This window comes from Polaribacter marinus (genome assembly GCF_022662535.1).
GTDB lineage: Bacteria > Bacteroidota > Bacteroidia > Flavobacteriales > Flavobacteriaceae > Polaribacter > Polaribacter marinus.
This window is the reverse complement of sequence record NZ_JAKQYM010000007.1, coordinates 115,553-138,352: the sequence shown is the minus strand read 5'-3', so window position 1 is coordinate 138,352 and position 22,800 is coordinate 115,553. Positions and strand designations below refer to the sequence as shown.

Annotated in this window: 21 protein-coding genes; 2 read left to right on the top strand and 19 right to left on the bottom strand. The window is 29.1% G+C overall.

Features of this window, described 5'->3' with window-relative positions:
* Positions 1 to 68 precede the first annotated feature (68 nt).
* The 13 genes from MC378_RS10860 to MC378_RS10800 all read right to left on the bottom strand — a co-directional run bounded on the left by MC378_RS10860 (position 69) and on the right by MC378_RS10800 (position 15,959).
* Entirely contained in the window at positions 69 to 2,069 is a 2,001-nt protein-coding gene (locus MC378_RS10860) for a T9SS-dependent choice-of-anchor J family protein (protein ID WP_242178792.1), read from the bottom strand.
* A 283-nt stretch (positions 2,070 to 2,352) separates the two neighbouring features.
* Positions 2,353 to 4,005: a DNA repair protein RecN gene (recN, locus tag MC378_RS10855; RefSeq protein ID WP_242178791.1), complete on the bottom strand. Its 1,653-nt coding sequence runs from the start codon at positions 4,003 to 4,005 to the stop codon at positions 2,353 to 2,355.
* A gap of 58 nt (positions 4,006 to 4,063) precedes the next feature.
* The gene (gene porD / locus MC378_RS10850) at positions 4,064 to 4,957 is read right to left on the bottom strand and encodes a type IX secretion system protein PorD (protein ID WP_242178790.1); all 894 of its coding nucleotides are present in this window, start codon (positions 4,955 to 4,957) and stop codon (positions 4,064 to 4,066) included.
* Positions 4,950 to 6,161: a bifunctional phosphopantothenoylcysteine decarboxylase/phosphopantothenate--cysteine ligase CoaBC gene (gene coaBC, locus MC378_RS10845; RefSeq protein WP_242178789.1), complete on the bottom strand. Its 1,212-nt coding sequence runs from the start codon at positions 6,159 to 6,161 to the stop codon at positions 4,950 to 4,952. The genes porD and coaBC overlap by 8 nt, the downstream gene beginning before the upstream one ends.
* A complete protein-coding gene (locus MC378_RS10840) occupies positions 6,161 to 6,481 on the bottom strand; it encodes a DNA-directed RNA polymerase subunit omega (protein ID WP_242178788.1) in 321 nt (106 codons plus the stop codon). The genes coaBC and MC378_RS10840 overlap by 1 nt, the downstream gene beginning before the upstream one ends.
* A gap of 8 nt (positions 6,482 to 6,489) precedes the next feature.
* Positions 6,490 to 7,350 carry an outer membrane protein assembly factor BamD gene (locus MC378_RS10835; RefSeq protein ID WP_242178787.1) on the bottom strand — a complete coding sequence of 287 codons (861 nt, stop codon included), beginning with the start codon at positions 7,348 to 7,350 and terminating at the stop codon, positions 6,490 to 6,492.
* A gap of 124 nt (positions 7,351 to 7,474) precedes the next feature.
* Entirely contained in the window at positions 7,475 to 7,981 is a 507-nt protein-coding gene (locus MC378_RS10830; RefSeq protein ID WP_242178786.1) for a ferritin, read from the bottom strand.
* Between the two features lie 27 nt (positions 7,982 to 8,008).
* Positions 8,009 to 8,887, bottom strand: coding sequence for a 4-hydroxy-tetrahydrodipicolinate synthase (dapA, locus tag MC378_RS10825; RefSeq protein ID WP_242178785.1), 879 nt, complete (start codon positions 8,885 to 8,887; stop codon positions 8,009 to 8,011).
* A gap of 100 nt (positions 8,888 to 8,987) precedes the next feature.
* Entirely contained in the window at positions 8,988 to 9,506 is a 519-nt protein-coding gene (locus tag MC378_RS10820; RefSeq protein WP_242178784.1) for a DUF6913 domain-containing protein, read from the bottom strand.
* A gap of 36 nt (positions 9,507 to 9,542) precedes the next feature.
* Positions 9,543 to 10,622 (bottom strand): esterase-like activity of phytase family protein, encoded by a 1,080-nt coding sequence (locus MC378_RS10815; protein WP_242178783.1) that lies wholly within the window; start codon positions 10,620 to 10,622, stop codon positions 9,543 to 9,545.
* 26 nt (positions 10,623 to 10,648) lie between these two features.
* The gene (locus tag MC378_RS10810; RefSeq protein ID WP_242178782.1) at positions 10,649 to 11,308 is read right to left on the bottom strand and encodes a lysoplasmalogenase; all 660 of its coding nucleotides are present in this window, start codon (positions 11,306 to 11,308) and stop codon (positions 10,649 to 10,651) included.
* A 2-nt stretch (positions 11,309 to 11,310) separates the two neighbouring features.
* Complete coding sequence (locus MC378_RS10805) at positions 11,311 to 14,967, bottom strand: M1 family aminopeptidase (protein ID WP_242178781.1); 3,657 nt, start codon at positions 14,965 to 14,967, stop codon at positions 11,311 to 11,313.
* Between the two features lie 101 nt (positions 14,968 to 15,068).
* Positions 15,069 to 15,959, bottom strand: coding sequence for an ABC transporter ATP-binding protein (locus MC378_RS10800; protein ID WP_242178780.1), 891 nt, complete (start codon positions 15,957 to 15,959; stop codon positions 15,069 to 15,071).
* Between the two features lie 215 nt (positions 15,960 to 16,174).
* Here MC378_RS10800 and MC378_RS10795 point away from each other — a divergent pair, with 215 nt between their 5' ends.
* Positions 16,175 to 17,263 carry a M42 family metallopeptidase gene (locus MC378_RS10795; protein WP_242178779.1) on the top strand — a complete coding sequence of 363 codons (1,089 nt, stop codon included), beginning with the start codon at positions 16,175 to 16,177 and terminating at the stop codon, positions 17,261 to 17,263.
* Between the two features lie 61 nt (positions 17,264 to 17,324).
* On the top strand, positions 17,325 to 17,873 hold the full coding sequence (locus tag MC378_RS10790; protein WP_242178778.1) for an NUDIX hydrolase: 549 nt from the start codon (positions 17,325 to 17,327) through the stop codon (positions 17,871 to 17,873).
* A 6-nt stretch (positions 17,874 to 17,879) separates the two neighbouring features.
* On the opposite strand, the gene MC378_RS10785 is transcribed toward MC378_RS10790, so the two are convergent.
* The 6 genes from MC378_RS10785 to MC378_RS10760 form a co-directional block, all read right to left on the bottom strand.
* Positions 17,880 to 18,263, bottom strand: a complete 384-nt coding sequence (locus MC378_RS10785) for a hypothetical protein (protein WP_242178777.1) — start codon at positions 18,261 to 18,263, stop codon at positions 17,880 to 17,882.
* 21 nt (positions 18,264 to 18,284) lie between these two features.
* Positions 18,285 to 18,683, bottom strand: coding sequence for a GreA/GreB family elongation factor (locus MC378_RS10780; RefSeq protein WP_242178776.1), 399 nt, complete (start codon positions 18,681 to 18,683; stop codon positions 18,285 to 18,287).
* Positions 18,684 to 18,696: 13 nt separating this feature from the next.
* On the bottom strand, positions 18,697 to 19,992 hold the full coding sequence (locus tag MC378_RS10775) for a Glu/Leu/Phe/Val family dehydrogenase (protein WP_242178775.1): 1,296 nt from the start codon (positions 19,990 to 19,992) through the stop codon (positions 18,697 to 18,699).
* A 2-nt stretch (positions 19,993 to 19,994) separates the two neighbouring features.
* Entirely contained in the window at positions 19,995 to 20,180 is a 186-nt protein-coding gene (locus tag MC378_RS10770) for a hypothetical protein (protein ID WP_242178774.1), read from the bottom strand.
* 185 nt (positions 20,181 to 20,365) lie between these two features.
* A complete protein-coding gene (locus tag MC378_RS10765; RefSeq protein WP_242178773.1) occupies positions 20,366 to 21,691 on the bottom strand; it encodes a sigma-54-dependent transcriptional regulator in 1,326 nt (441 codons plus the stop codon).
* Between the two features lie 3 nt (positions 21,692 to 21,694).
* Positions 21,695 to 22,795, bottom strand: coding sequence for a sensor histidine kinase (locus tag MC378_RS10760; RefSeq protein ID WP_242178772.1), 1,101 nt, complete (start codon positions 22,793 to 22,795; stop codon positions 21,695 to 21,697).
* Positions 22,796 to 22,800: the final 5 nt, after the last annotated feature.

Sequence of the window (22,800 nt, the reverse complement as noted above, 5' to 3'; positions counted from 1 at the left end):
AAAATGAACACAAACAAAAAATGCAAACCGAAATCGATTTGCATTTTTATATAATATAAATTTAAAATTTATTCTTTAAGAATCTTATAACTTCCTATAGAATCACCTGATTTTACTTTTACAATATAAACCCCTTTTGTTAATGTAGATAAATTTAACTCTGCTTTTTTAGCATTTATTTTTGTAGAAAAAACTTGTTGTCCTAAAAGGTTAAATACATCAAAGCTTTCTATATTTTCTAAAGAAGTAAAAGAAATTTTATCTTTTACTAAAGTAGGAAATAAGCTAAAGCCATCTATATTATTTTTAGCAATACCTAAAGTAGATCCTGTAATTTGAAAATTGTCTATAAACAAATCGTTATCTTCATTACTTGTATCTGAATAAGCATAAAAAGCAAAATACGTATTATCATTATACCCTGCTAAGGTTATTTCTGAAATAGCTTCTTCTGCTTCTAAAATTGGATTTGCAGAATCCCATCTAGCTAATTCTGTCCAAGTAGCTCCATCATCTTGGGTAACCAATAATGCTAAATAATCATCAGCTCCAAATGTCCCTACAGCTGTGTCATTATATTTTGTTAACGCTAAATCGAAGTTTAAGTAATATGTTCCTCCTGATAAATCAAACTTATTGCTAATTAAATACTCATCTGTTGAAGATCCATAAATATTAACACGTGCAGAATTACCATTTGCATGCGTTACATCATTTTTAAAATCATCTATATCGAATGAAGAAGTAGATCCTGAAGGATCCATAAATGCACCAGTTGCTTCAAACCAACCGTCACCAGGAAAAACATCAAAATTATTAGAATAATTAGGCACAATAGGCGCAGGTGGCGTATAAAGCTCTAAACAAAATGCAACATCAGAAACTGTTGTTCCATAATCATAAATTTGTATAATTAAATCATCACCAATATTCCATCCATCTAAAATTACATTATCAGCGGCATAAGTTGAAGCACAAGCAATTTCATTTCCTGCAAGGTCTCTAATTACAATTCCTGGATTTCCTGGAGAAGCATCGTTAAACATTAATCCTTCTGTTGTTGCTGTCCAAGTAAAAAATTGATCCAAACCTGTATCTGCTCCATTACATGATCCATCCATTCCACTATCTGTAGTTCCATCAGTAGAAAAGTTTAACGTAAAACCTGATGAAGTACAACCTGTTCCTTCTGCAGACGGTACAATAGGAATTGCCCCTGCTAAAGTATCATTTACTGGTGGTGGTGGTGGATCTTCTGTTGTAAAACTCCATTCTGCACAACCAACTGAGCTTCCTCCTGAGTTTTTAGGAACAATCATCCAATAATAAGTAGTTGACAAATCTACGTTTGTAATATCTACCGTAGTTGAACTAATAAAACCTAAAGAGGTTAAACTTCCAGAAGTTGTTCCCCAAAAAACCTCATAACTTGTTGGAATATCTCCTGTTGCTGGTGCTGTCCAACCAATTGTAACTTCACCTGAATTTAAAACAACACCTGTTGCTCCATCAACTGGTGTTGGGTCTGTAGCACAATTTGGTGCTGCTGCGTTTGGATTGGTTAGAAAAATATCATCAACAATCCAACCATCTCCATAATCTTGCTCTAAAACCCAAGCAATATAGACTGTCTCACCTATATAAGCAGATAAATCTACATCTCTTGAATTATTACCTCCAAAAACGTCTGTAGCAGACAATGAACTTACTGTTGTAAAACTACTAATGTCTGTTTGAGAAGTTGTAGACACCTTAACATACATAGTAGTAGGCTCGTATACTGATGTATATAAGGTTCCTTCATAAAAACTTAATAATGAATTTGTTGCAGTAATACTTACAGAAGGACTTACAAGCCAATCTTCTGTAACTCCCCCAGCATTTTCATCAGTACAATACATATAACCATTTACATCTGCTATCCAGTTTTCAGAAGTCCCCAATCCGTTGGCACCTATATAGGTTGTCCATCCTGTTGGTAAAACTCCACCGTCAAAACTTTCAGGAAACTGAGCATGAGCAGAAAAGCTAATGGTTAATAAAAGAAATAATAAAGTAATTTTTTTCATAAACGTTTGGTTTAAAGTTAATTTAAAATGCAAAATACACTTTTCTCTAAAAAAAATATAATATTTCATATTATATTTAACCAAAAACACCAATTATTCATTTTTTATTAAAAAAAATGAATAATAATTTGATTATTATTATTCAGCCTACAAAATATTAGTGATTCTTTATTCTAATTTCTCTGTAACAGAGATGCTTATTTCTAAATTATGAAATAAGTTTTGATATAGCGATTTTTAATACAAAAAAAGAAATGATACAGCCTAAAGTAGTAGCAACTATTTAATTTAACAACTCTTTAGCATGTGTAAGTGCCGAATCGGATATGTCTTTTCCACTTAACATTTCAGCAATTTCTACAACTCTTTCGCTTGTAGTTAATTGTTTTAAATTTGTTGTTGTAACTCCGTTTATTTCCTCTTTATAAACCTTGTAATGGTTGTTTCCTTTGGCCGCAATTTGTGGTAAATGTGTAATAGCAATTACTTGCATTTGCTTACTCATTTGTTGCATTATTGTTGCTATTTTATTAGAAACTTCTCCAGAAACTCCTGTATCAATTTCATCGAAAATAATAGTAGGTAGTTGTGTGTTTTCTGATAATACTTTTTTGACAGACAACATTATTCTAGACAATTCTCCACCAGAAGCTACTTTTTTTAGCTCACCAAAATTACCACCTTTATTTGCTGAGAATAAAAACTCTAATTCATCTTTACCATTGATGAAATAATTTTTAGAAGGTTTTATTTTAATAGAAAATCTTGCATTTTCCATTCCTAAACCTACTAATAAACTTTCTAATTCTTTGGTTAATTTTGAAAGGGATGAAATTCTAGCTTTACTAATTAATGCAGCAACCTTATCTAATTTTTCAGAAACCAATTTAATTTCATCTTGCTTTTTATTGATAACTTCTTCTGCAGATTCTACTTGTGCTACTTTTTCTGATAATTCTTCAAAAATTGTAAACAATTCATCATTAGAATTTACATAATGTTTTTTCTGTAAATTGTAAATTAGTTGTAATCTATCATTAATTTTTTCTGCTTCATTTGGATTAAAATCTACATTTTCATTGGCATTCTCTAATTCCGAAACAATATCATCAATCTCTATTTTCAGAGAAGTAACTCTTTCTGATAAATCTTGATATTCTTTACTATAAGATTCTATTTTAGAAAGTCTATTTTCTAAAGTGTGAAGTAAATTTTGAACACCTATTTCATCGTTTATAGTAATTTCTAGTGCTTCAGATAAGTTTAGTTTAATATCTTCAACATTATTTAGTTTTTCTAAAGTAACTTCTAACTCTGCCTGTTCGTTAACTTTTAAATTAGCTTCTTCTAATTCTTTAAACAGGTGTAAATTATAATCATATTGTTGGTTTGCTTCACGCTGAGTTTGTTCTAATTCTACCAACTCTTTTTTTAGTTGATTAAGTTGCTGAAATCCGCGTTTATAAGAAGCAATTCTTTCTTTATTTTTTGCCAAAGCATCAATAACAGAAAATTGAAAACTAGTATCGGATAATTGCATTGTTTGATGCTGAGAGTGCACATCTATCAATTTAGATTTCAATTCATTTAAAACCGATAGGTTTACAGGAGTATCATTTACAAAAGCTCTCGATTTTCCTGAAGGCAAAATTTCTCTTCTAATTATTGTTTCTGCCTCATAATCTAAATCTGTTTGATTAAAAAAATCTTCTAAATGATAATTTGAAATAGCAATTTTAGCCTCTACAACACATTTTTGGGTACTATCTTTTAGAGAAGATAAATCTGCCCTATTACCTAAAACTAAGCCTAACGCTCCTAAGAGTATTGATTTTCCTGCACCTGTTTCTCCTGTTATAATTGATAGTCCCGAAGAAAAATCAATAGATAACTTGTTGATTAATGCGTAATTATTTATGGATAATGATGTGAGCAAATTCTTTAATTTTAAAAGAATAAAATTAAGGAATAAATTTGAAAGTTAGAGAGAGAATTTATTCCTTTATATTTCTCCACTTAGAATTATTGTTTGGAGAAATTTTCCTTAAAGTTTGTACTAACTTATTCTTATTTCTAGTTTTTCCCCCTTCAGAATAAACATTCACAATTTCATCTGCTTTTGCGTCAAAAAAAGTTCTAATCAGATAATTACCAATAGTTTTATTGTAAATATTTTCTAATGATATAACACTATCTTCTATACTTTGTTTTGCAGCATTCTTATTGCTTACAAAAGTATCTAAACCTTTTCTGTGATAATTGTACATTACATTTCTGTAATTTTTTAATTTAGGAGACAGTAAATTATCTATCAAAAGATAACGATTTTGTTTACCTACCACATTTTGCCAAGAAGACAAACCACTTTGTTGTGCTTGTAACATAACATTTTGAGCTTCTTTTAAGTAAGGTTCTCCTCCGTATTTTTTAAATGTATCTGCATCTACTCCTAAAATTACGTTTACATAAAAAACGATTGTAGAAATTAAATTACTATCAAAAGAATTTTTATTATAAATTAAAGGATCAAACTCGTTGTATTTAAAACTAAACTCGTTGTCTTTTATATTTAAAACAGGTGAAGCATAACTAGACCCAAAAACTGGTCTTGTAGATTGAACTTGAAGGGATGCTGTAAAAGTATTATCCTCTTTTGCAGAAACAATAATTGTCATTGCACAATTAATACGTTCTTCTGTTTTTACAGTTCTATTTGTCCATTTGGTTTGATTAATATATTCTGTAAGAGATTTCTCTAAAGTTTTAAAAACCTGTGTATTAGAACCCGAAATTTGGTTATAGTTAACAGTTACCAAACAATTTAATTCTTGTGAAGAAACAATACTAACAGAAAAAAGGAATACAAAAAGGAAAATTAGTTTACGCATCTATTTTATCTATAATAACATTCATAATATCTTTTGCAACAGCCTCTTTTGACTTTAATTTAAAAGGTGTTTCTTTTAAATTTTTATCAATAATAGTAATTTTATTTGTGTCTGTTGCAAAACCTGCTCCTTTATCTTGTAAAGAATTTAATACAATTGCATCTAAATTCTTACGTTGCAATTTACCTTTTGCATTTGCTAATTCGTTATTAGTCTCTAGAGCAAAACCTACTAAAAATTGATGTTTTTTTATTTTACCTAAAGATGCCAATATATCTTTTGTTGGTTCTAACTCTATCTCTAACGAAACATCTTTCTTTTTTATTTTCTGATGAGCAACATTTTTTAGTTTATAATCTGCCACAGCTGCAGAAAGTATTGCTATATCCACATCATTAAAATAATTATGGGCAGCATTGTACATTTCTTCTGCAGAAACAACATCTATTCTTTTTACAAATGAATGATTTATTTTTTGGTGACTAGGGCCAGCTATTAAAAAAACCTCAGCACCTAAATTTGCAGCTACTTTTGCTATTTCAAATCCCATTTTACCAGAAGAATGATTTCCGATAAAACGAACGGGATCGATTGCTTCATAAGTTGGACCCGCAGTAATTAAAACTTTTTTGCCACGTAATGGAAGCTTTGATAAGATGTCCTTTTCTATAAATAAGACAATATCTTTAGGTTCTGCCATTCTTCCTTCACCAACTAAACCACTTGCTAGCTCTCCAGAAGTTGCAGGAATTAAAATATTTCCAAAACTTTGCAGTGTATCTATGCTTGTTTTTGTTGATGGATGGATATACATATCTAAATCCATCGCTGGAGCAAAATATACAGGGCATTTTGCAGACAAATAGGTAGCTAATAATAAATTATCACAGGTACCATTTGTCATTTTAGAAAGTGTGTTTGCAGTTGCTGGTGCAATAAGCATATAATCTGCCCATAGCCCTAACTCTACATGATTGTTCCATAATTCATTTTCATCTTCTTTTTCGTAAAAAGTAGAATGAACAGGATTTTTAGAAAGTGTAGAAAGCGTAAGAGGTGTTATAAAATCTTTAGACGCAGGAGTCATTATAACTTTGACTTCTGCGCCTAATTTTATAAATAAACGAACTAAACCAGCCGTTTTATAAGCAGCAATTCCGGCAGTAATGCCAAGTAGAATTTTTTTACCACTTAAAACAGACATTATTCTGTGTCTGGAGTTCTATGGTATACTTTATGATTTAACCATTCATCAACAGCTATTGCAGTTGGTTTTGGTAATCTTTCATAAAATTTAGAAACTTCTATTTGTTCTTTATTTTCAAATACTTCTTCTAAAGAATCATTATAAGTAGCAAACTCATCTAATTTATCTACTAATTCTTTTTTTAAGTCAGAATTAATTTGCTCTGCTCTTTTAGCAATAATAGAAATAGCTTCATAGATATTTTCTGTTTCAGCTTCAATCTCATTTTTGTTATAAGTAATAGTACTTATAGCAGCGTTTGTATCTTTATAATCCATAATAATAATTATTTCTTTTTTGTATTTTCTAACTCTTTACTTTTAGCAATTAAACCTTTTACTCTTTCGTCTTCTTTATGTAAAGTTGCTAACATTTTATTAGAATCTTCCATATACTTAGATTTTGGAAAATTTCTTTTTAATTTATCATATGCTTTAATAGCATCTTTAATTCTTTCAGGCTTTCTTCGATCGTAGCTTTTTAAAACAAAATCATGAGCTGCTTTTAAACGATAATACAAAGCTTCTTCTTTAAATTCTGACCCTAAATAGTCTGATAACAAATTATCAAAGGCTTGTATGGCTGCTTTATAATTTCTTAAATCGTAATCGGCAGTTGTATAGTACGTTTTTGCTATTTCAAAGTATTTTTTTTGCAACTTATAACGTAACTCTTTGTAATGCTTATTAGCTTCTGGAATTTTATCAGAATCTGGATAGGTGTTAATAAAACTTTGATATGCCTCTAAAGCTTTGTTAGTATCTGTGGGATCTTTACTAAAAACCGGAGATGCTAATTTATAACTGTAAGCAGATAAAAAAGCTGCTTCTTCTCTTTTAGAACTTTTAGGATAATTTTTAGTAAATCTATCAAAATAATAACCAGAATAAGAATAGTTTTTCTCGTTAAAATTAGATTGTGCTATCATAAAAGAAATACGTTCCATTTGAGGTTTTCCTCTGTAAGAAGGGGTGATTTTCTCAAATAAACGTAAAGCTTTGCTATACTTTTTACTTTCGTACATTTTTACAGCCATCTTATACTGCTCTTCAGTTGTACCTTTGTTTAAGACTTTTTGATATTCCCCACATGAAAACAACAGTAGGCTCATCATCAATAAACACGCTAAATTTTTAATTTTTTGCATCGGGCAAAATTAGTGATTAATTATGGATAAATAAAACGATTTTTTACACAGTTAATTATGTTCTGCAATTATCCGCAAAAAAGTCTTAAAAAACGTATAAAATGATACTAAAAGTTTGTTAATGTTATTTTGCTGGTGTAGCTGTAATTAGTTGTTTGATGTCATTATCAAAAAGATAAAAACCACTTTTATCATCGCCAATTAAACTAATTTTATCTAAAATATTTCTTGCTAAGGCTTCTTCTTCTATTTGCTCTGAAACATACCATTGTAGAAAATTATGAGTTGCATAATCTTTTTCTTGCAAAGAAATATCTACCAAATCATTTATTGATGCAGAAACCGAAACTTCATGATTAAAAAGTTCTTGAAACATTTCTTTAAAAGACCCAAAAGATACTGGTGGTGCTGCTAAAGGTGATATTATTGCATGACCTCCTCTTTCATTTATAAACTTTACCAATTTTAACATATGCATACGCTCTTCATCTGAATGTGCATACATAAACTGCGATACTCCTTCAAAACCTTGTGTTTCTGCCCAAGAAGCCATTGCTAAATATACTTGAGAAGATTGTGCTTCTATTGTTACTTGTTTATTTAATGCGTCTTGTATTTTTGCTGATAACATCTTTATTGAAATTTTAGGAATATTTTTTTACTTAAAACTAGTTACAAAATTAGCAATTTTTAATTGAAGTTCTGTACTTGCTTTTACTAAAGGTAAACGAACTTCATTTTTACAAATATTTAATTCTTGTAAAACCGTTTTTATTCCGGCAGGATTGTTTTCTTCAAAAATAAAATCTACAATATCCATCATTTTAAAATGAATATCAAAAGCTGCTTTATTCTCTCCCTTTAATCCTAACTGAATCATTTTAGAAAATTCTTTTGGAAATGCTTGTCCAATTACAGAAATAACACCAGAACCACCAGCTAAAGTTACCCCAAGTACTAAGTCATCATCACCTGAAATAATTAAAAAATCTTCTGGTTTGTTTTTAAGTAATGTATAATATTGTTGCTGATTATTTCCTGCTTCTTTTACGCCTACAATATTTGAAAAATCTTTTGCTAAACGAAGTGTTGTTGCAGGCTCCATATTTTTAGCAGTTCTACCCGGAACATTGTACAAAATTATAGGTTTGTCTGTAGCTTCTGCAACGGCTTTAAAGTGCTGATAAAAACCCTCTTGGGTAGGTTTGCTATAATAAGGAGCTACAGAAAGAATTCCATCGATATCAGATAAATCTCTTGTTTTTAATTCCTCAACAACTTTTAATGTATTATTACCTCCAACACCTAAAACTAAAGGCAAACGCTTATTGTTTGTTTTTACAATAATCTCTATAATTTCTTGTTTTTCTTCTTCTGTAATAGTAGCACTTTCTGCGGTTGTGCCATTAATTACTAAATAATTAGTTCCATTATCTATATTGTAATTTACTAATTTAATTAGCGCATCAAAATCTACACTTAAATCTTCATTAAAAGGGGTTACTAAAGCAACTCCTGTTCCTATAAATTTTTGCATTCCTTCTTGTTTTTAGATACTGTAAAATTACACTATTCCCTGATATGCTGATAAGAAAAAAACAAATTACAAGAAGAATAAACAACTTTAATTTTAAAGTTTAATTTTTTAACTTTTTTAAAATTTGTAAGTATTTTTTTAATTCTGTAGAAAATTGAGATAAATGCTCTACATCCTCTACAATTTCTATATCATATAATTGAGGGTTTACATTTGCAAAGCCTGTTTTAAATAAAGATTTAGATTGTAAAACTGCATTTTCTAAATACAAATTATTTGTATCAAAATACCCTATTAATAAATCGAATGGTTGTTCTAAAAAGCCCAGCAAACTTTGATGGGTAAAATTTCCTTTCCAATTGATATCTTTTTCCGAAAAGTGTTTAAAAGAAACCTCATCTAATTTATCATACTTTCTATAACTATATAACTTTACATTTCTAACATTTAAAGTAGCCTCTATTTCTTTTTGAAGGTCGAATTGTGATGAAATTTCATCTGTTGTTAAAATCCCTACAGTAAGAATTTCTTTCTGAGAAATTGATTTATCTGCAATAAAGTTTAATAAAGATTTATTGAATCTTTTTTTTATAAGAGAATGTTTTAAGTTACTAAACATTGATAGTTATTGAGGTTGAATGTATAAAACGATATTTTAATTTGTAATTTCTAATAATACAAATTGATTTAATTGTTTACCATAAACTTGAAAATTATCATCTGAAATTAAAATTAAAGATTGATTTCCGTTCTCTAATATTGGCCCAAAAGTCATCCCCTCTATATTATCAATAATTCCATTAGTTAATTGATCTTGAACTTTTTCAAAATTTAACAACAATCGTTTTTTAAGAGGAATAAATGTAGTTTTCTTTAATGAATCTATTTCTAAAACATTGGTAGTTTCTTTATCTATAGTTGCATCAAATACTCTAACTATATTTCCGTGAGCTCCATAACCGCTTTGATAGGTTCTTTCTATAATAAAAAAATGATTCTTTTTATATTCTAAAATTGCTGTAGCTCCATTTAAATTTACTTTTCCTTTTGCTGGTTTTGTAATTCTTTCTAATTGATAAGCAAACTGTTTTGTGGCTTTTTTAGTTGCTTTATCATAATAAGTAATTCTAATAGGTGATGATGTCTTTGTAAAAGTTGGATCTTCACCATCGGTTTTTAAAGGAGCTTCCATTGCAACCCAAAATCCTTTACCATCAATACTTTTTGATGAACCTTCAAAACCTGCATTGTGTTTTATTATTTTATTATTACTTAAACTTTCTGGAAGTTTATAAGCCTCTATAAACTTTCCGTTTGCAGCTGTTTTAAAAACAGTTAACCCTTTTTTTTTTCGAATAGAGCCTTCACCAACAAAAGTAATTTCTTCTGTTTCTTCATCTACAAAGATAGATTCTAAATCTAAGTGATTTTCTTTATAATACGAAGTTGTCGAATCATTTAAAAACACAACATCTTTAAAATCTACAGCTTGTATTTCATTTTGTTGTATATTGATTTTCGCTTTTAAAAAGCGTGGATTTCTAGCATCATCAACTACAAAGTAATAAAATCCATTTGTTTTATCAATAGCTGAAAGTCCGCCAATAATGGAGTTCTGAAATGGTATTGAATCTGCTAATACAAATTCATCTAAAAAAGTAAGTTTGGTATTATTTGTCTTTTTACACGCACCAAAAACGCTTATTAAAAGAAAAACTAATATGATTTTTTTCATTGAAAAATTTTAAACAAATTAATTATTTACAAACTAGAATCTTTAACAATCATAGCTTTACAAATTAAATATTGTGCAATAATATAAGTTAGCATAATGGTAATTCCATAAAACTCTTTAGGCTCATAAAATTTATTAATTGCAATTAAGTTATCTGATGCCATAAAAATAATAGCTCCTAAAAACAACCACAAATTTTCTGTAGTCTTTTTTTGTAGATAATTTAATAAAGTTACTGCTCCAAAAGAAGAAATTGTGATTCCATAAATAATTACTGGGAATAACATTTCTCCTAAACTATCTTTAATTAGAAAAATTAAGCCCACTAAAAAAATTACAAACGGTACAGAAATAAAAGCTGCTTTTTGTAAGTTAATTTTCTTTAAAAACTCTGCAGATATTTTAATATATAATACATGAGCAAATAAAAATGATGCTAAACCATGTATAAAAAACTGTTCTTTAAAAAGCAAAAACACATCACCCCAAAAAGAAAAAAACACTGCAGAAACATACCAAAAATTCGCTTTTTTTGTTGCTCCTAAATAAACTAAAACAAGAGAAATCATTAAAAAAGGTTTTGTATAAAATGCCAACATTTCATGCCCCAAGAGTCCGTAAACATGTAAAATTACTACAATCAGAAAAAAAGTAGAAGTAAGAATTCTTTTTGTTTTTTTATTCATCATTATAATTTTCTTCTGTTATCTTCAGATTGTGTATCAATCAATTTGTTATAGGGATCTACACCAACTTCTGTTGGTTTTTCATCAACAATAAGTGTAATTTTATTATTGATTTTAGTAATTTTATGTTTGTGTAAATACAATTCTTTTTCTTTCTTTTTACCATCAATTTCTTCTTTAGTAAAAATACCAATATCTATATAATCTGCTAATGGAACAGACAAAACAGGTTTGGTCATTTTTTCTGTTTTATAAGTTAAAGTATCTCCTACTTTTTCTCCGTAAAACTTCTTTCCTTTTTCATCATTTCTATATTTAGAAACTTCAAATTCAATATCTACTTGATATTTACCATTTTCTAGTTTTGTAGTTGTAGCTTCTACAATTCTATTTTTATAAAGTGTAATGGTTTCAAACATATCTTTAATTACATATTGTAAAGAATCTGGAGTTACTTTTCTAATATAATCTACCATTTCTATAGAAGTTGTATAAGGAGGTTCTTGAAACTTCACTTTTTCTACATATTTTTTTAACGCTCCATTCAATTTTTTTTCGCCAATATAATCACTCAAAGCATAAAAAACTAAAGATCCTTTTTGATAACGGATATAACCTTGACCGTCATTATACATTAGTGGTTTTTCTCTTTTGGTTTCAAAAGTTCGTTGCATTAAATAACTATCTAAGGCTTCTTTTAAAAATGTTCGCATTTTAGGTTTTCCATGTTGATGCTCTAACACTTTTAAGGCAACATATTCAGACATACTTTCTGACAACATTGTAGCTCCCAAAACATCTGCACCAATAACTTGATGCGCCCACCATTGATGTGCTACTTCATGTACCGTTACTGCAAAAGGGTAATCTACACCATCTTCATTTTCTTCATCTACATCTGCAATAAAACCAAAACCTTCAGAAAAAGGAATTGTATTTGCAAATGATTGTGCAAATGTTCCTGCCGTTCTTGGAAATTCAATAATTCTTAATTGTTTATGCTGATAAGGACTAAAATTATTCGCATTGTATGCTAAAGATGCTTTCATCCCCTTCATCATTCTATCTAAATTAAAATCATGTGGTTTGTGATAATAAATTTCTAAACTAATACCATTCCACATTTCTTTTTTCACTTCATATCTAGCAGAATTAAAAGCATAAAAATTTAATATTTTACTATCCATTTTGTAATGGAAATATTTACGATCACCTTCTGTCCATTCTTTTTGCAAATAACCTGGTGCAATTGCTATTTGGTCTTTAGATGTAGAAACTGTTGCTTCAAAATCTATCCAATCAGAATCTTTAGAAATATATGTGTTTCCTAAAGCTGTAGAATCTGAGGGGTGAGGACGTAAATTATTGGGTGGTAAATCGTATTTTTTACGAGTTTTATTATCTGTAAGTTCCCCTCCTGAAGAATATCCTAAAGATGGAAACATTCCAAAATTATTAATAAATGTTCCGTTTTCTCTTATTGGAGATTTTTGCTCGAACATAGTGTTTTCTTTGCTTTTTACATGAATTGTTAATTGCAAAGAATCTCCAGGCTGTATTTTTTTATCAAACTTATAAATATCAAAATTAAAAACAGTGTCTTCTAAAACCAAATTATTAGGTTTATTAAACTCAAACTCACTCTCTAATGAATTATGATTTAATAAAATACTATCTATTGCCTTATTGGTTTTATTTACCATAGTGTAAATAGCACTTGCTTTATAAGTTCTTTGCTTCGGATAAATAGCTACATCTGCTTTTACGGCTACAATCCTTGGCTGTTTATAATCTTCGTATTTTTTATACGTTTTTTCCCATTTAACTGCGTTTAATTCGGCTTGCTTAGATGCTGTGTTTTTTTCTTCAGATTTTGTTTCTTGATAAATGGTAAATCCTAAAGTTAAAAAAGACAATAAAATGATAGCAAAGCTAATTTTTTGAGGGGTTTTAAATCTTACTAATGTTATTTGTAATCTTTCTTGAAAAGAATTTGGTAAACCTCTAACCCAAAATAAAATACTAACAATTAACAGTAATGTTCCTCCTAAGATCCAATACAATTTATACCATAAATATCTCGATAAAGCAGATCCATAACCATTCATATCTGAATAACTATAACCAGGACCTTCATTGTATTTAAAGATTGACAACTCAATTCCAACTAAAGATAAAAAAGGAATTCCAATAGCAATAATCAACAATACTAATAACCCTAAATATTGGTTTTTAAATAATGTTTGTATAAATATGGCTAAAAAGGCCCACACTATATAATTTAAAAATTTTAAACCATATAATTCTTTTAAATAATGTCCTATTTCAAAATTATAATATCCTTTATAAACTTGAAATAACATTCCAGATACCATAATTACAGCCAATAAAACAACTTGCATTTTTAATAAAGCTATTAGTTTAGAAAATAATAACGTCCAATTTGGTATTGGTGTACTATCTACCAAATGGCTTATTTTAGCAGTTCTTGCTCTTTGCACCAACATACCTGCGTATAAAAAAGTACAAATATTTATTACTAACAAACTAAAAACATTCCCTCCCCCCAACATTTGCCAAGTTACAGGAAGCGTATCTGTTCCAAAAATTTCACTAGAACTAAACAAAGTTCCAACTAACATTAAAATACCAACAATAAGAATACAGATAAATGGTAAACTCTTAAAGATGTATTTAAAATCGATGTTAGACAATTTCCACATCACTTTTAAATTCTGAATAAAAGAATAATTGTGTGTTACTTTTGGTAAAATTATTCTTGTAATTCCGCTAAAATTAGATTTTGTGACTCTTTCTGATTTAGATTTTCTAAAAGAAATAGAAATGGCATTCTGACCAAATTTAAAGTACCTATATACCAATCCAAAAATTAAGGAAGAAATGGCTAACCACAACAATCTGTTATAAATAATGAATTCTTTAATCGGTAACTGTAATTCATTTTGCTCAGAAACTGTCCAATATTTGGTATAATATTCAGATGCAGAAGAACCAAAAGGATCTAAAATTGCTAATAAAGTTGCTTGCTCTGGTTCAGATAAAATACTAGCAATAGCACCTTGTGCAAACATTAAAATTATAACCGTAATAAAGCCCGCTGCTATATTTCTAGAAAAAGTAACCACTGCAAAAACAACGGCACCAAAAAACAATATATTTGGCAGAATATATACTAAATAAGTTTGTAAATAGGCCATTACATTAAAATCACCTACTATTTCTGAATTGGTTCCGGGGAAACGAAAACCAATAATCATTCCAAGTGCAATTACCAAAACAATAATAGACACAACAACAATACCACTAAAAAATTTTGCAAATAAATAATTGGATTTTGTAAATGGATAGGAATACAAAATAGTGTGCATTTCACTTTTAAAATCTCGATAAATAGAAACACCAATAATAGATGGAAATAAAAAGAAAATTAAAACTGTAAATGCATTGAATAGGTCAAAAACACCTTTTGGCGAGTTTACAATTCTTGAAGACCCTGTGGTTCCTGTAATTCCATCCCAAATACCTGCAGCAGTTGCTGATAAAAAGAAAGAAATTAGTAAAAATATTGAGATATAAATATAAAAAACAGGTTTATGAAACCAGTATTTTAATTCTTGTTTGAAAATAGTTGAAAACATAAAAAAAGTTTTGAGTGTTTAGTTTTGAGTATTTAGTTTTTTGAGTTTCATTATAAAAATTTAGACTAAATTCTAACTTAAAACTCATAATTAAAAAACTCTTAACTTGTTAAAACTGGTTCATCTTGTTTTAAAGCAATAAAATACACATCATCTAATTGAGGTGTAGCAGTCATAAAATCTTTAGAAGGTTTTTCTACTGAATGCACTCTAATATTTAATGTGTTATCTGGATTAAAGTTTCTAGACAATACATTGTAAAGCTTCATATTTTCTTCTAAATCATCTTTATCAATAACCTTTGTCCAAATTGTACCTTCTAATTCTTTTGTTGCTTTTTGTGGTGTAGAGTGTTTTAATATTTTACCTCCATTTAAAATTGCCATTTCATTACACAATTCTTTTACATCTTCAACAATATGTGTAGAAAAAATAACGGTACAATTACTACCAACTTCTCTTAAAACATTTAAAAAACGATGTCTTTCTGCCGGATCTAAACCCGCAGTTGGTTCATCAACTATGATTAATTTGGGGTTATTTAAAAGCAATTGCGCAATCCCAAAACGTTGTTTCATTCCTCCAGAATAACCCGCAACATTTTTGTGTCTTACATCATACAGATTGGTAATTTCTAAAACTTCTTTTACAATTGCTTTTCTTTCTGATTTATTTGCAACTCCTTTTAAAGTCGCAAAATAATCGAGTAATTCTTCTGCAGACATTTTAGGATATACTCCAAAAGATTGAGGTAAATAACCCAATACTTTTCGTAAAGACATATTGTCTTCTAAAACATTAATATCACCAAACTTAATTGAACCCGAATCTGGACTTTGCAGCGTTGCAATTGTTCTCATTAAAGATGATTTCCCTGCTCCATTGGGGCCCAACAAACCAAACATCCCTGTACCAATTTCTATACTTAAATTATCAATTGCTTTTACGCCGTTTTTATAAGTCTTTGTCAAATTTTCAATTACTAACTTCATGGTCTTGGTTTTATTTGTTAATAAGTGTAAAAGTAAGGACTTTTGTTACACTTTTTTGTGATTATTTTAATGGAATTCCTAAAAAATCGTATTATTTTTACAATTGGAAACACAAAATGCTATCAATACTTTTTCTTTTTCAATTTTACTAGAAGAAAACCTACAAACAGGCATTATAACTTTAAATACTTTTCAAATTTATAAATAAATATATAATGAAAAAAAAATCAATTTTAAATAAAGCGTCACTTACATTTTTAGAAAAATACTTAAATAATGCTGCACCAACCGGATACGAATGGGAAGGTCAGAAAATTTGGATGGAGTATCTAAAACCTTATGTAGATGAATTTATTACAGACACCTATGGCTCTGCTGTTGGAGTTATCAATCCTAATGCAAAATACAAAGTAGTAATTGAAGGACATGCTGATGAAATTTCTTGGTATGTAAATTATATTTCTGATAACGGTTTAATCTATGTAATTAGAAATGGTGGTTCTGACCATCAAATTGCACCTAGTAAAATTGTAAACATTCATACCAAAAACGGAATTGTAAAAGGTGTTTTTGGATGGCCTGCAATTCACACTAGAAATAAAGCTAATGAAGAAGCTCCAAAACCAGACAATATTTTTATTGATACAGGTTGTGCAACCAAAGAAGAAGTAGAAAAACTTGGTGTTCATGTTGGCTGTGTAATTACCTACCCAGATGAGTTTCATATTTTAAACGGAGATAAGTTTGTTTGTAGAGCTTTAGACAACAGAATGGGTGGTTTTATGATTGCCGAAGTTGCTCGTTTGCTAAAAGAAAACAAAAAAGAATTGCCTTTCGGATTATACATTACCAATTCTGTACAAGAAGAAATAGGTTTACGTGGTGCAGAAATGATCACACAAACCATTAAACCGAATGTGGCTATAGTTACCGATGTAACTCATGACACAACAACTCCAATGATTGAGAAAAAATCTGCGGGTCATTTAGAGTTAGGTAAAGGCCCCGTGGTTGCTTATGCGCCAGCTGTTCAACAAAAATTACGTGATTTAATTACAGAAACTGCCCAAGCAAAAGAGATTCCTTTTCAGCGTTCTGCCCTTTCTAGAGCAACAGGAACGGATACAGATGCTTTTGCCTATAGTAATGGTGGTGTTGCTTCTGCTCTAATTTCTTTACCATTAAGATACATGCATACAACAGTAGAAATGGTACATAGAGAAGATGTGGAAAATGTGATTAAAATGATTTATGAAACTTTATTGAATATTAAAGGTGATGAAACTTTTTCTTATTTTGAATAAAATACTTCAATTATGAATTACGAATTTGTAATTACGAATTCGTAATTCATAATTCTTATATATGGACGAACTCATTGACATCTTAACTCCTGAAGGGAAACCAACAGGAAAAACTGCTTTAAAATCTGAAGCACATAAAAATGGATGGTTTCACGCCACTGTACATATTTGGATTTTTACTTCGGATAAAAAGATATTGCTTCAAAAAAGAGCCTTAACAAAAAAAGTATTTCCTGGTTTATGGGATATTTCTGTTGCTGGACATATTGCTGCAGGTGAAGAAATTTTAACCGCTGCAAAAAGAGAAGTTTTTGAAGAAATCGGATTACAATTAGTAGATAAAGACCTCATCAAAATTGGTACGCGAATTCATCAAGTTTCTCATGCAAACGGAATTCAAGACAATGAACATCATCATGTATTTATCGCAGAATTAAAAGTTCCTTTATCAACATTAACCATTCAAGAGGAAGAGGTTGATGCAATTCAATTATTTGATTTAGATATCCTAAAAAAAACAAAAAACCTAGAAAACATATTGCTTCCTAGATTTCATGATTATTATTGTACCGTTTATGATAAAATTAGTGATGAACTGCTTCTTAAATAGTAAAAATTAATTATGAATTAATAAACTTTTAAAAAACTTCTTTTTTACACTTCTATAATTATTAAGGTACTCAGTGTATAGATTTCTAATTTTTTCGTGTTCATTGTAATAAAATAAATCACAATCTAAATCAATACATTCCATAAAGTTATCTGTTGTATTTTTATAGGTTAAAAAAGCACTTAGGATACCTGCATTTTTTTCAATTATCATTAAAAATTGATCTCTTAAATCTTTATTTTTTAATTTATCCGACGCTATTTTAGCCAAAGTATTAGATTCTTCTAAGATATAATTTACTTGTGATATCCACATATTTAACTCTTCTAAACTTCTTTTTTGAATTATTTGGTTTTCAGAATCGTTTTTATAAATATTATTTGATTGCATATGAGTATTTTAATTCATTTTCTAATCTACTTGCACTACGTCTAAAACTTTTAATTCTTTTAAGCCACCAGGAAATTCCCAAAGAATAGCATCACCTTTTGCATAACCTAAAACAGCAGCTCCCATTGGTAATAATAAAGAAATTTTATTATCTAAAATATTATTTTTTGAAGGTAGAACTAACTCAAAAGTTTTTTTCCACAACTTATCTTTAGTGATAACAGTAACCAAAGAATTAAGCCTTACTACATCTTGAGGCATTTCTTTTTTTGACAAAACAATTGCTTCTCTTAACTCATTTTGCAACTTCAAAATATAACCTTTTACCGTTTTAGAATGATCTATACTAGACAGGTTTAAAAGTTTTTTAAGTATTACATATTGGTTTTCTTCTATAATTAATTTTCCATATTTCATCATCTATACATTTTTTTTATGGAAAAACACCACGTTGAATATAAGTTCTTTCTAATCTTTCAATAGCCAAAACATAAGCTGCAGAACGCAGATCTATTTTTTTACTTTCGGCAACATTAAGAACTTTAATAAAAACCTCTTTCATTTTTTTATTAAGTCTTTCAATTATTTCATTCAACTCCCAAAGTTCACCGTTTCTATTTTGAAGCCATTCAAAATAACTTCCAATAACACCTCCTGAATTGCATAAAATATCAGGAATAATTGCCACACCTTTTTCTAATAATATTTTTTCTGCTTCTACAGTTGTAGGTCCATTTGCACCTTCAGCAATTAAAAAAGCTTTAATTTGATGTGCTTTTTCTTCTGTTATTTGATTTCCTAAAGCAGCAGGAATACAAATATCACAATCTAATCCAAAGAAGTCTTCTTTAGCAATGTTTTCTGAATTTGAAAAACCGACAATACTTCCTTGATTCTCTTTAGTGTAGGCTAATAATTTTTCTACTTCTATTCCTTCTTTATTTACAATTGTACCAAATGCATCTTGCACACCTACAAATTTAGCTCCTTCTTTTTCTAAAAAATGTGCAGCCCAATAACCAACATTTCCAAAACCTTGAACGATAAAAGTTTTATCTTTAAGTTTAACACTTTTTTGTTCTGCCCAAAACTTAATCGTAAGAAAAACACCAAAACCTGTAGCCCTATCTCTACCTTCTAAACCTCCAGAACCTATTGGTTTCCCTGTAACAACATGCTGATTTCTTGATCTTTCTGATGGTGCTTTTGTAGACATATAGGTATCTGCTATCCACGCCATAGTTTGAGCATTTGTATTTACATCAGGAGCTGGAATATCGTGTTCTGGACCAATATTATCCCCTAAAGCATAGGTAAACCTTCTTGTAATACGCTCTAATTCTGCATTAGAATATTTCTTTGGATCTATTTGAATCCCACCTTTTGCTCCTCCATAAGGCAAACCTGCTAAAGATGTTTTCCATGTCATCCACATCGCTAATGCTTTTACAGCATCTACATCAATTGTTGGATGATATCTTAAGCCTCCTTTATAAGGTCCAAGGGCATTATTATGCTGTACCCTATACCCTTTAAAAACCTCTACCTCTCCATTATCCATTCTAACTGGAAAATGAATTATTAGCTCATTATTTGTTACGCTTAATATCTTTTTAATATTAGGGTTTAAGTTTATTAATTCTGCGGCATTTTCAAATTGCTGCATAACATTTTCTAACATCCCTTGTTTAGGTTGTTGTTTTTGTTTTAATTCTTTTGTTAATGTCATCTTTAATTAATTTCAATTTCTTTTTCACTTTTTGTGAAACTAAAATTGGTTGGTAAAATTGGTTCTGTATCAGTACTACTTAACACTTCATATTCACTACAAGACCAAATAAATTTTTTACTTGATGTTAAGCTGCAAGAATTTACATGCATGCAAGCATTACATAAACTTTTACTGTCAATACTCATAATTATATTTTTAATTACACTTTAACATAGGCAAGTGATATGCCAATTATTAATACTCTAAACACACCCAATACTTAAAAATCTAATTATCAAGTATTAAGAACTAAATTTATTATAGATACAAAAAGTAGCGACTGAGGAAAAAATCCCCAGTCGCTACTTTTTTACTCGTTTATAAATAAAATTTATTTTAATTTTTCTCGAAGAGTTTTTCTATCAATTTGAAGAATTTCTGCCGCTTTGGTTTTATTATTATTAGTAGCATGAAGCACTTTTAAAAGATATGCTTTTTCAAATTCTTTTAATGATAAAAGCTTATCTGTTTTAGGGAAATTTATCTGATATTTTATGTGTTCCGGCAAATGCTCTACATCTACAAATTTATCACACATAATAATAGCTCTTTGAATTACGTTTTCTAACTCTCTTATATTTCCTGGCCAATGATATTTTTTAAGAATATCTATAGCTTCTGGAGTGATTTTTAAAAATCGATCTTTATATTCTATTCCGTATTTTAATAAAAATTTATCAACCAATAATGGGATATCTGAAAGTCGTTCTAATAATGATGGCACCTCTATTTGAACAACAGTTAATCTGTAATACAAATCTTCTCTAAAGCGTTCTTTTTTAATCAAATCTTTTACATCTACATTTGTAGCTGCGATTACCCTTACATCAATTTTTTCTGCTTTTTGAGTCCCAACTTTTACTACTTCTTTTTCTTGTAAAACACGTAGCAATCTTAATTGTGTAGCTAAAGAAGCATTGCCAATTTCGTCTAAAAAAATAGTTCCGTTATTTGCCGCTTGAAAAAAACCTTTTCTATCTTTTTCTGCTCCGGTAAAAGCGCCTTTTACATAACCAAATAATTCTGATTCTAATAAATTCTCTGGAATTGCCCCACAATTTACAACAACAAAAGGAGCTGATGAATATTTCCCCATATAGTGAATAGAACGCGCTACCAACTCTTTTCCTGTCCCACTTTCACCATGAATAAAAACTGTTGCTTTGTTATTTTTTAAACGCTCAATAACATCGGTAACCTTTTTTATAGCAATAGAAGAACCTATTAATTCTCCATAAGACTTTGGTGCTAATTCTTCTTTTACTTTCTGAGTTTTTCTAACTTTAAGGTTTAATTCTAATGATTTTAAAGTTGCCAATTTTAACTCTTCCTTTGTAAATGGTTTTGTAATGTAATCTACTGCACCAGATTTCATGACTTCTAAAGCGCCATCTATAGATGGAAAACCTGTAACTACTAATTTAGGTATTTTAGGATAATGTTCAGAGACATATTTTATAAGTTCCAAGCCATCTACACCAGGCATTTGTAAATCAGTAATTAATAAATCTATTGAAGTATCTTTTAAAATTTCTAAAGCTTCTTTTACCGAAATGGCTTTATAAGTATGATAATTTAAGGATTGTAAATGCCTTTGGATAAGCTCTAAAATATGAACATCATCATCAACAATTAATATATTTTCTTTATTTAGCATCTTTTAACTTTTAGGGAAACTAACAACAAAAATAGTACCTTTAGGTGAATTTGGCTGGTGAATTATAGTCCCTTTATGGCTTTTAATTATTCCATGAACAACGCTTAAACCTAAACCAGAACCTTCTCCTACAGGTTTGGTTGTAAAAAACGGATTAAAAATATTTTCTGAATTTGTGGTTCCTATTCCTTTTCCTTCATCAGAAATTTTAATTTGTATCGTTTTAGATTTCTCTTCAACAATAATATTAATTTTACCATTTAATGGCGAAAAGTAAATGGCATTTATAATTAAATTAAAGATAACTTGTGTAAGTTGAATTCTATCAACTTTTAAATAAATTTCATCATTTAAATAAGAAACATTGTATTGAATGTTTTTTTTCTTAAAGTTAGGTTTTAACAACCCTATGGCTTCATCTATAATTTTATTAATATTAATCGATGCCATTTGCTGTGGCATTTCACAAGAAAAAAACATTAGCTTTTTTACTATTTCTCTAGAATAAATAGCACTATTTATTACTTTTTCTAAATCTTCACTTCCTATTTTATCTTCTTTATAACGCTCTTTTAACAATTCTGTAAACCCTAAAATATTTGCTAAAGGTGTATTTAGTTCGTGTGCAATTCCTGCTGTAATCTCTCCTAAAATAGTAAGTCTTCCTGCTCTTTCTATTTGTCTTTTAGCAATATCTTCTTTTTCCTTTATTGCTTTTCTTTCAAAAAAATCACTGATTTCTGAAGATACTTTTTTTAATAACAATTTTTCTTCATTCAAAAAGGCATTTTCAGAAAATTTTTGTTTAGAATAGCCAACAGTTATGGCCCCTTTAATTTTATTAAAAGGCTTTAAAGCGGCTACAATACATATAGCATCTTCTATTTTCTCTCCCTCTACAATTGTAAAATCATCCGTTTTTATTTCTACAAACGCTTCATCAGGAAAACGTATGGCTTTTTTAACACTTAATGAAATTTCTTGCAATAAAGATTTTATATTAGAGAAATCATTATTACGAATTAAAGAACTAACCTTATACAAACAAGTTAATTCTTTAATCCGTTCTTTTAGTTTGTCTTCTAAAGTTATTTGACTCTCCATGTAAT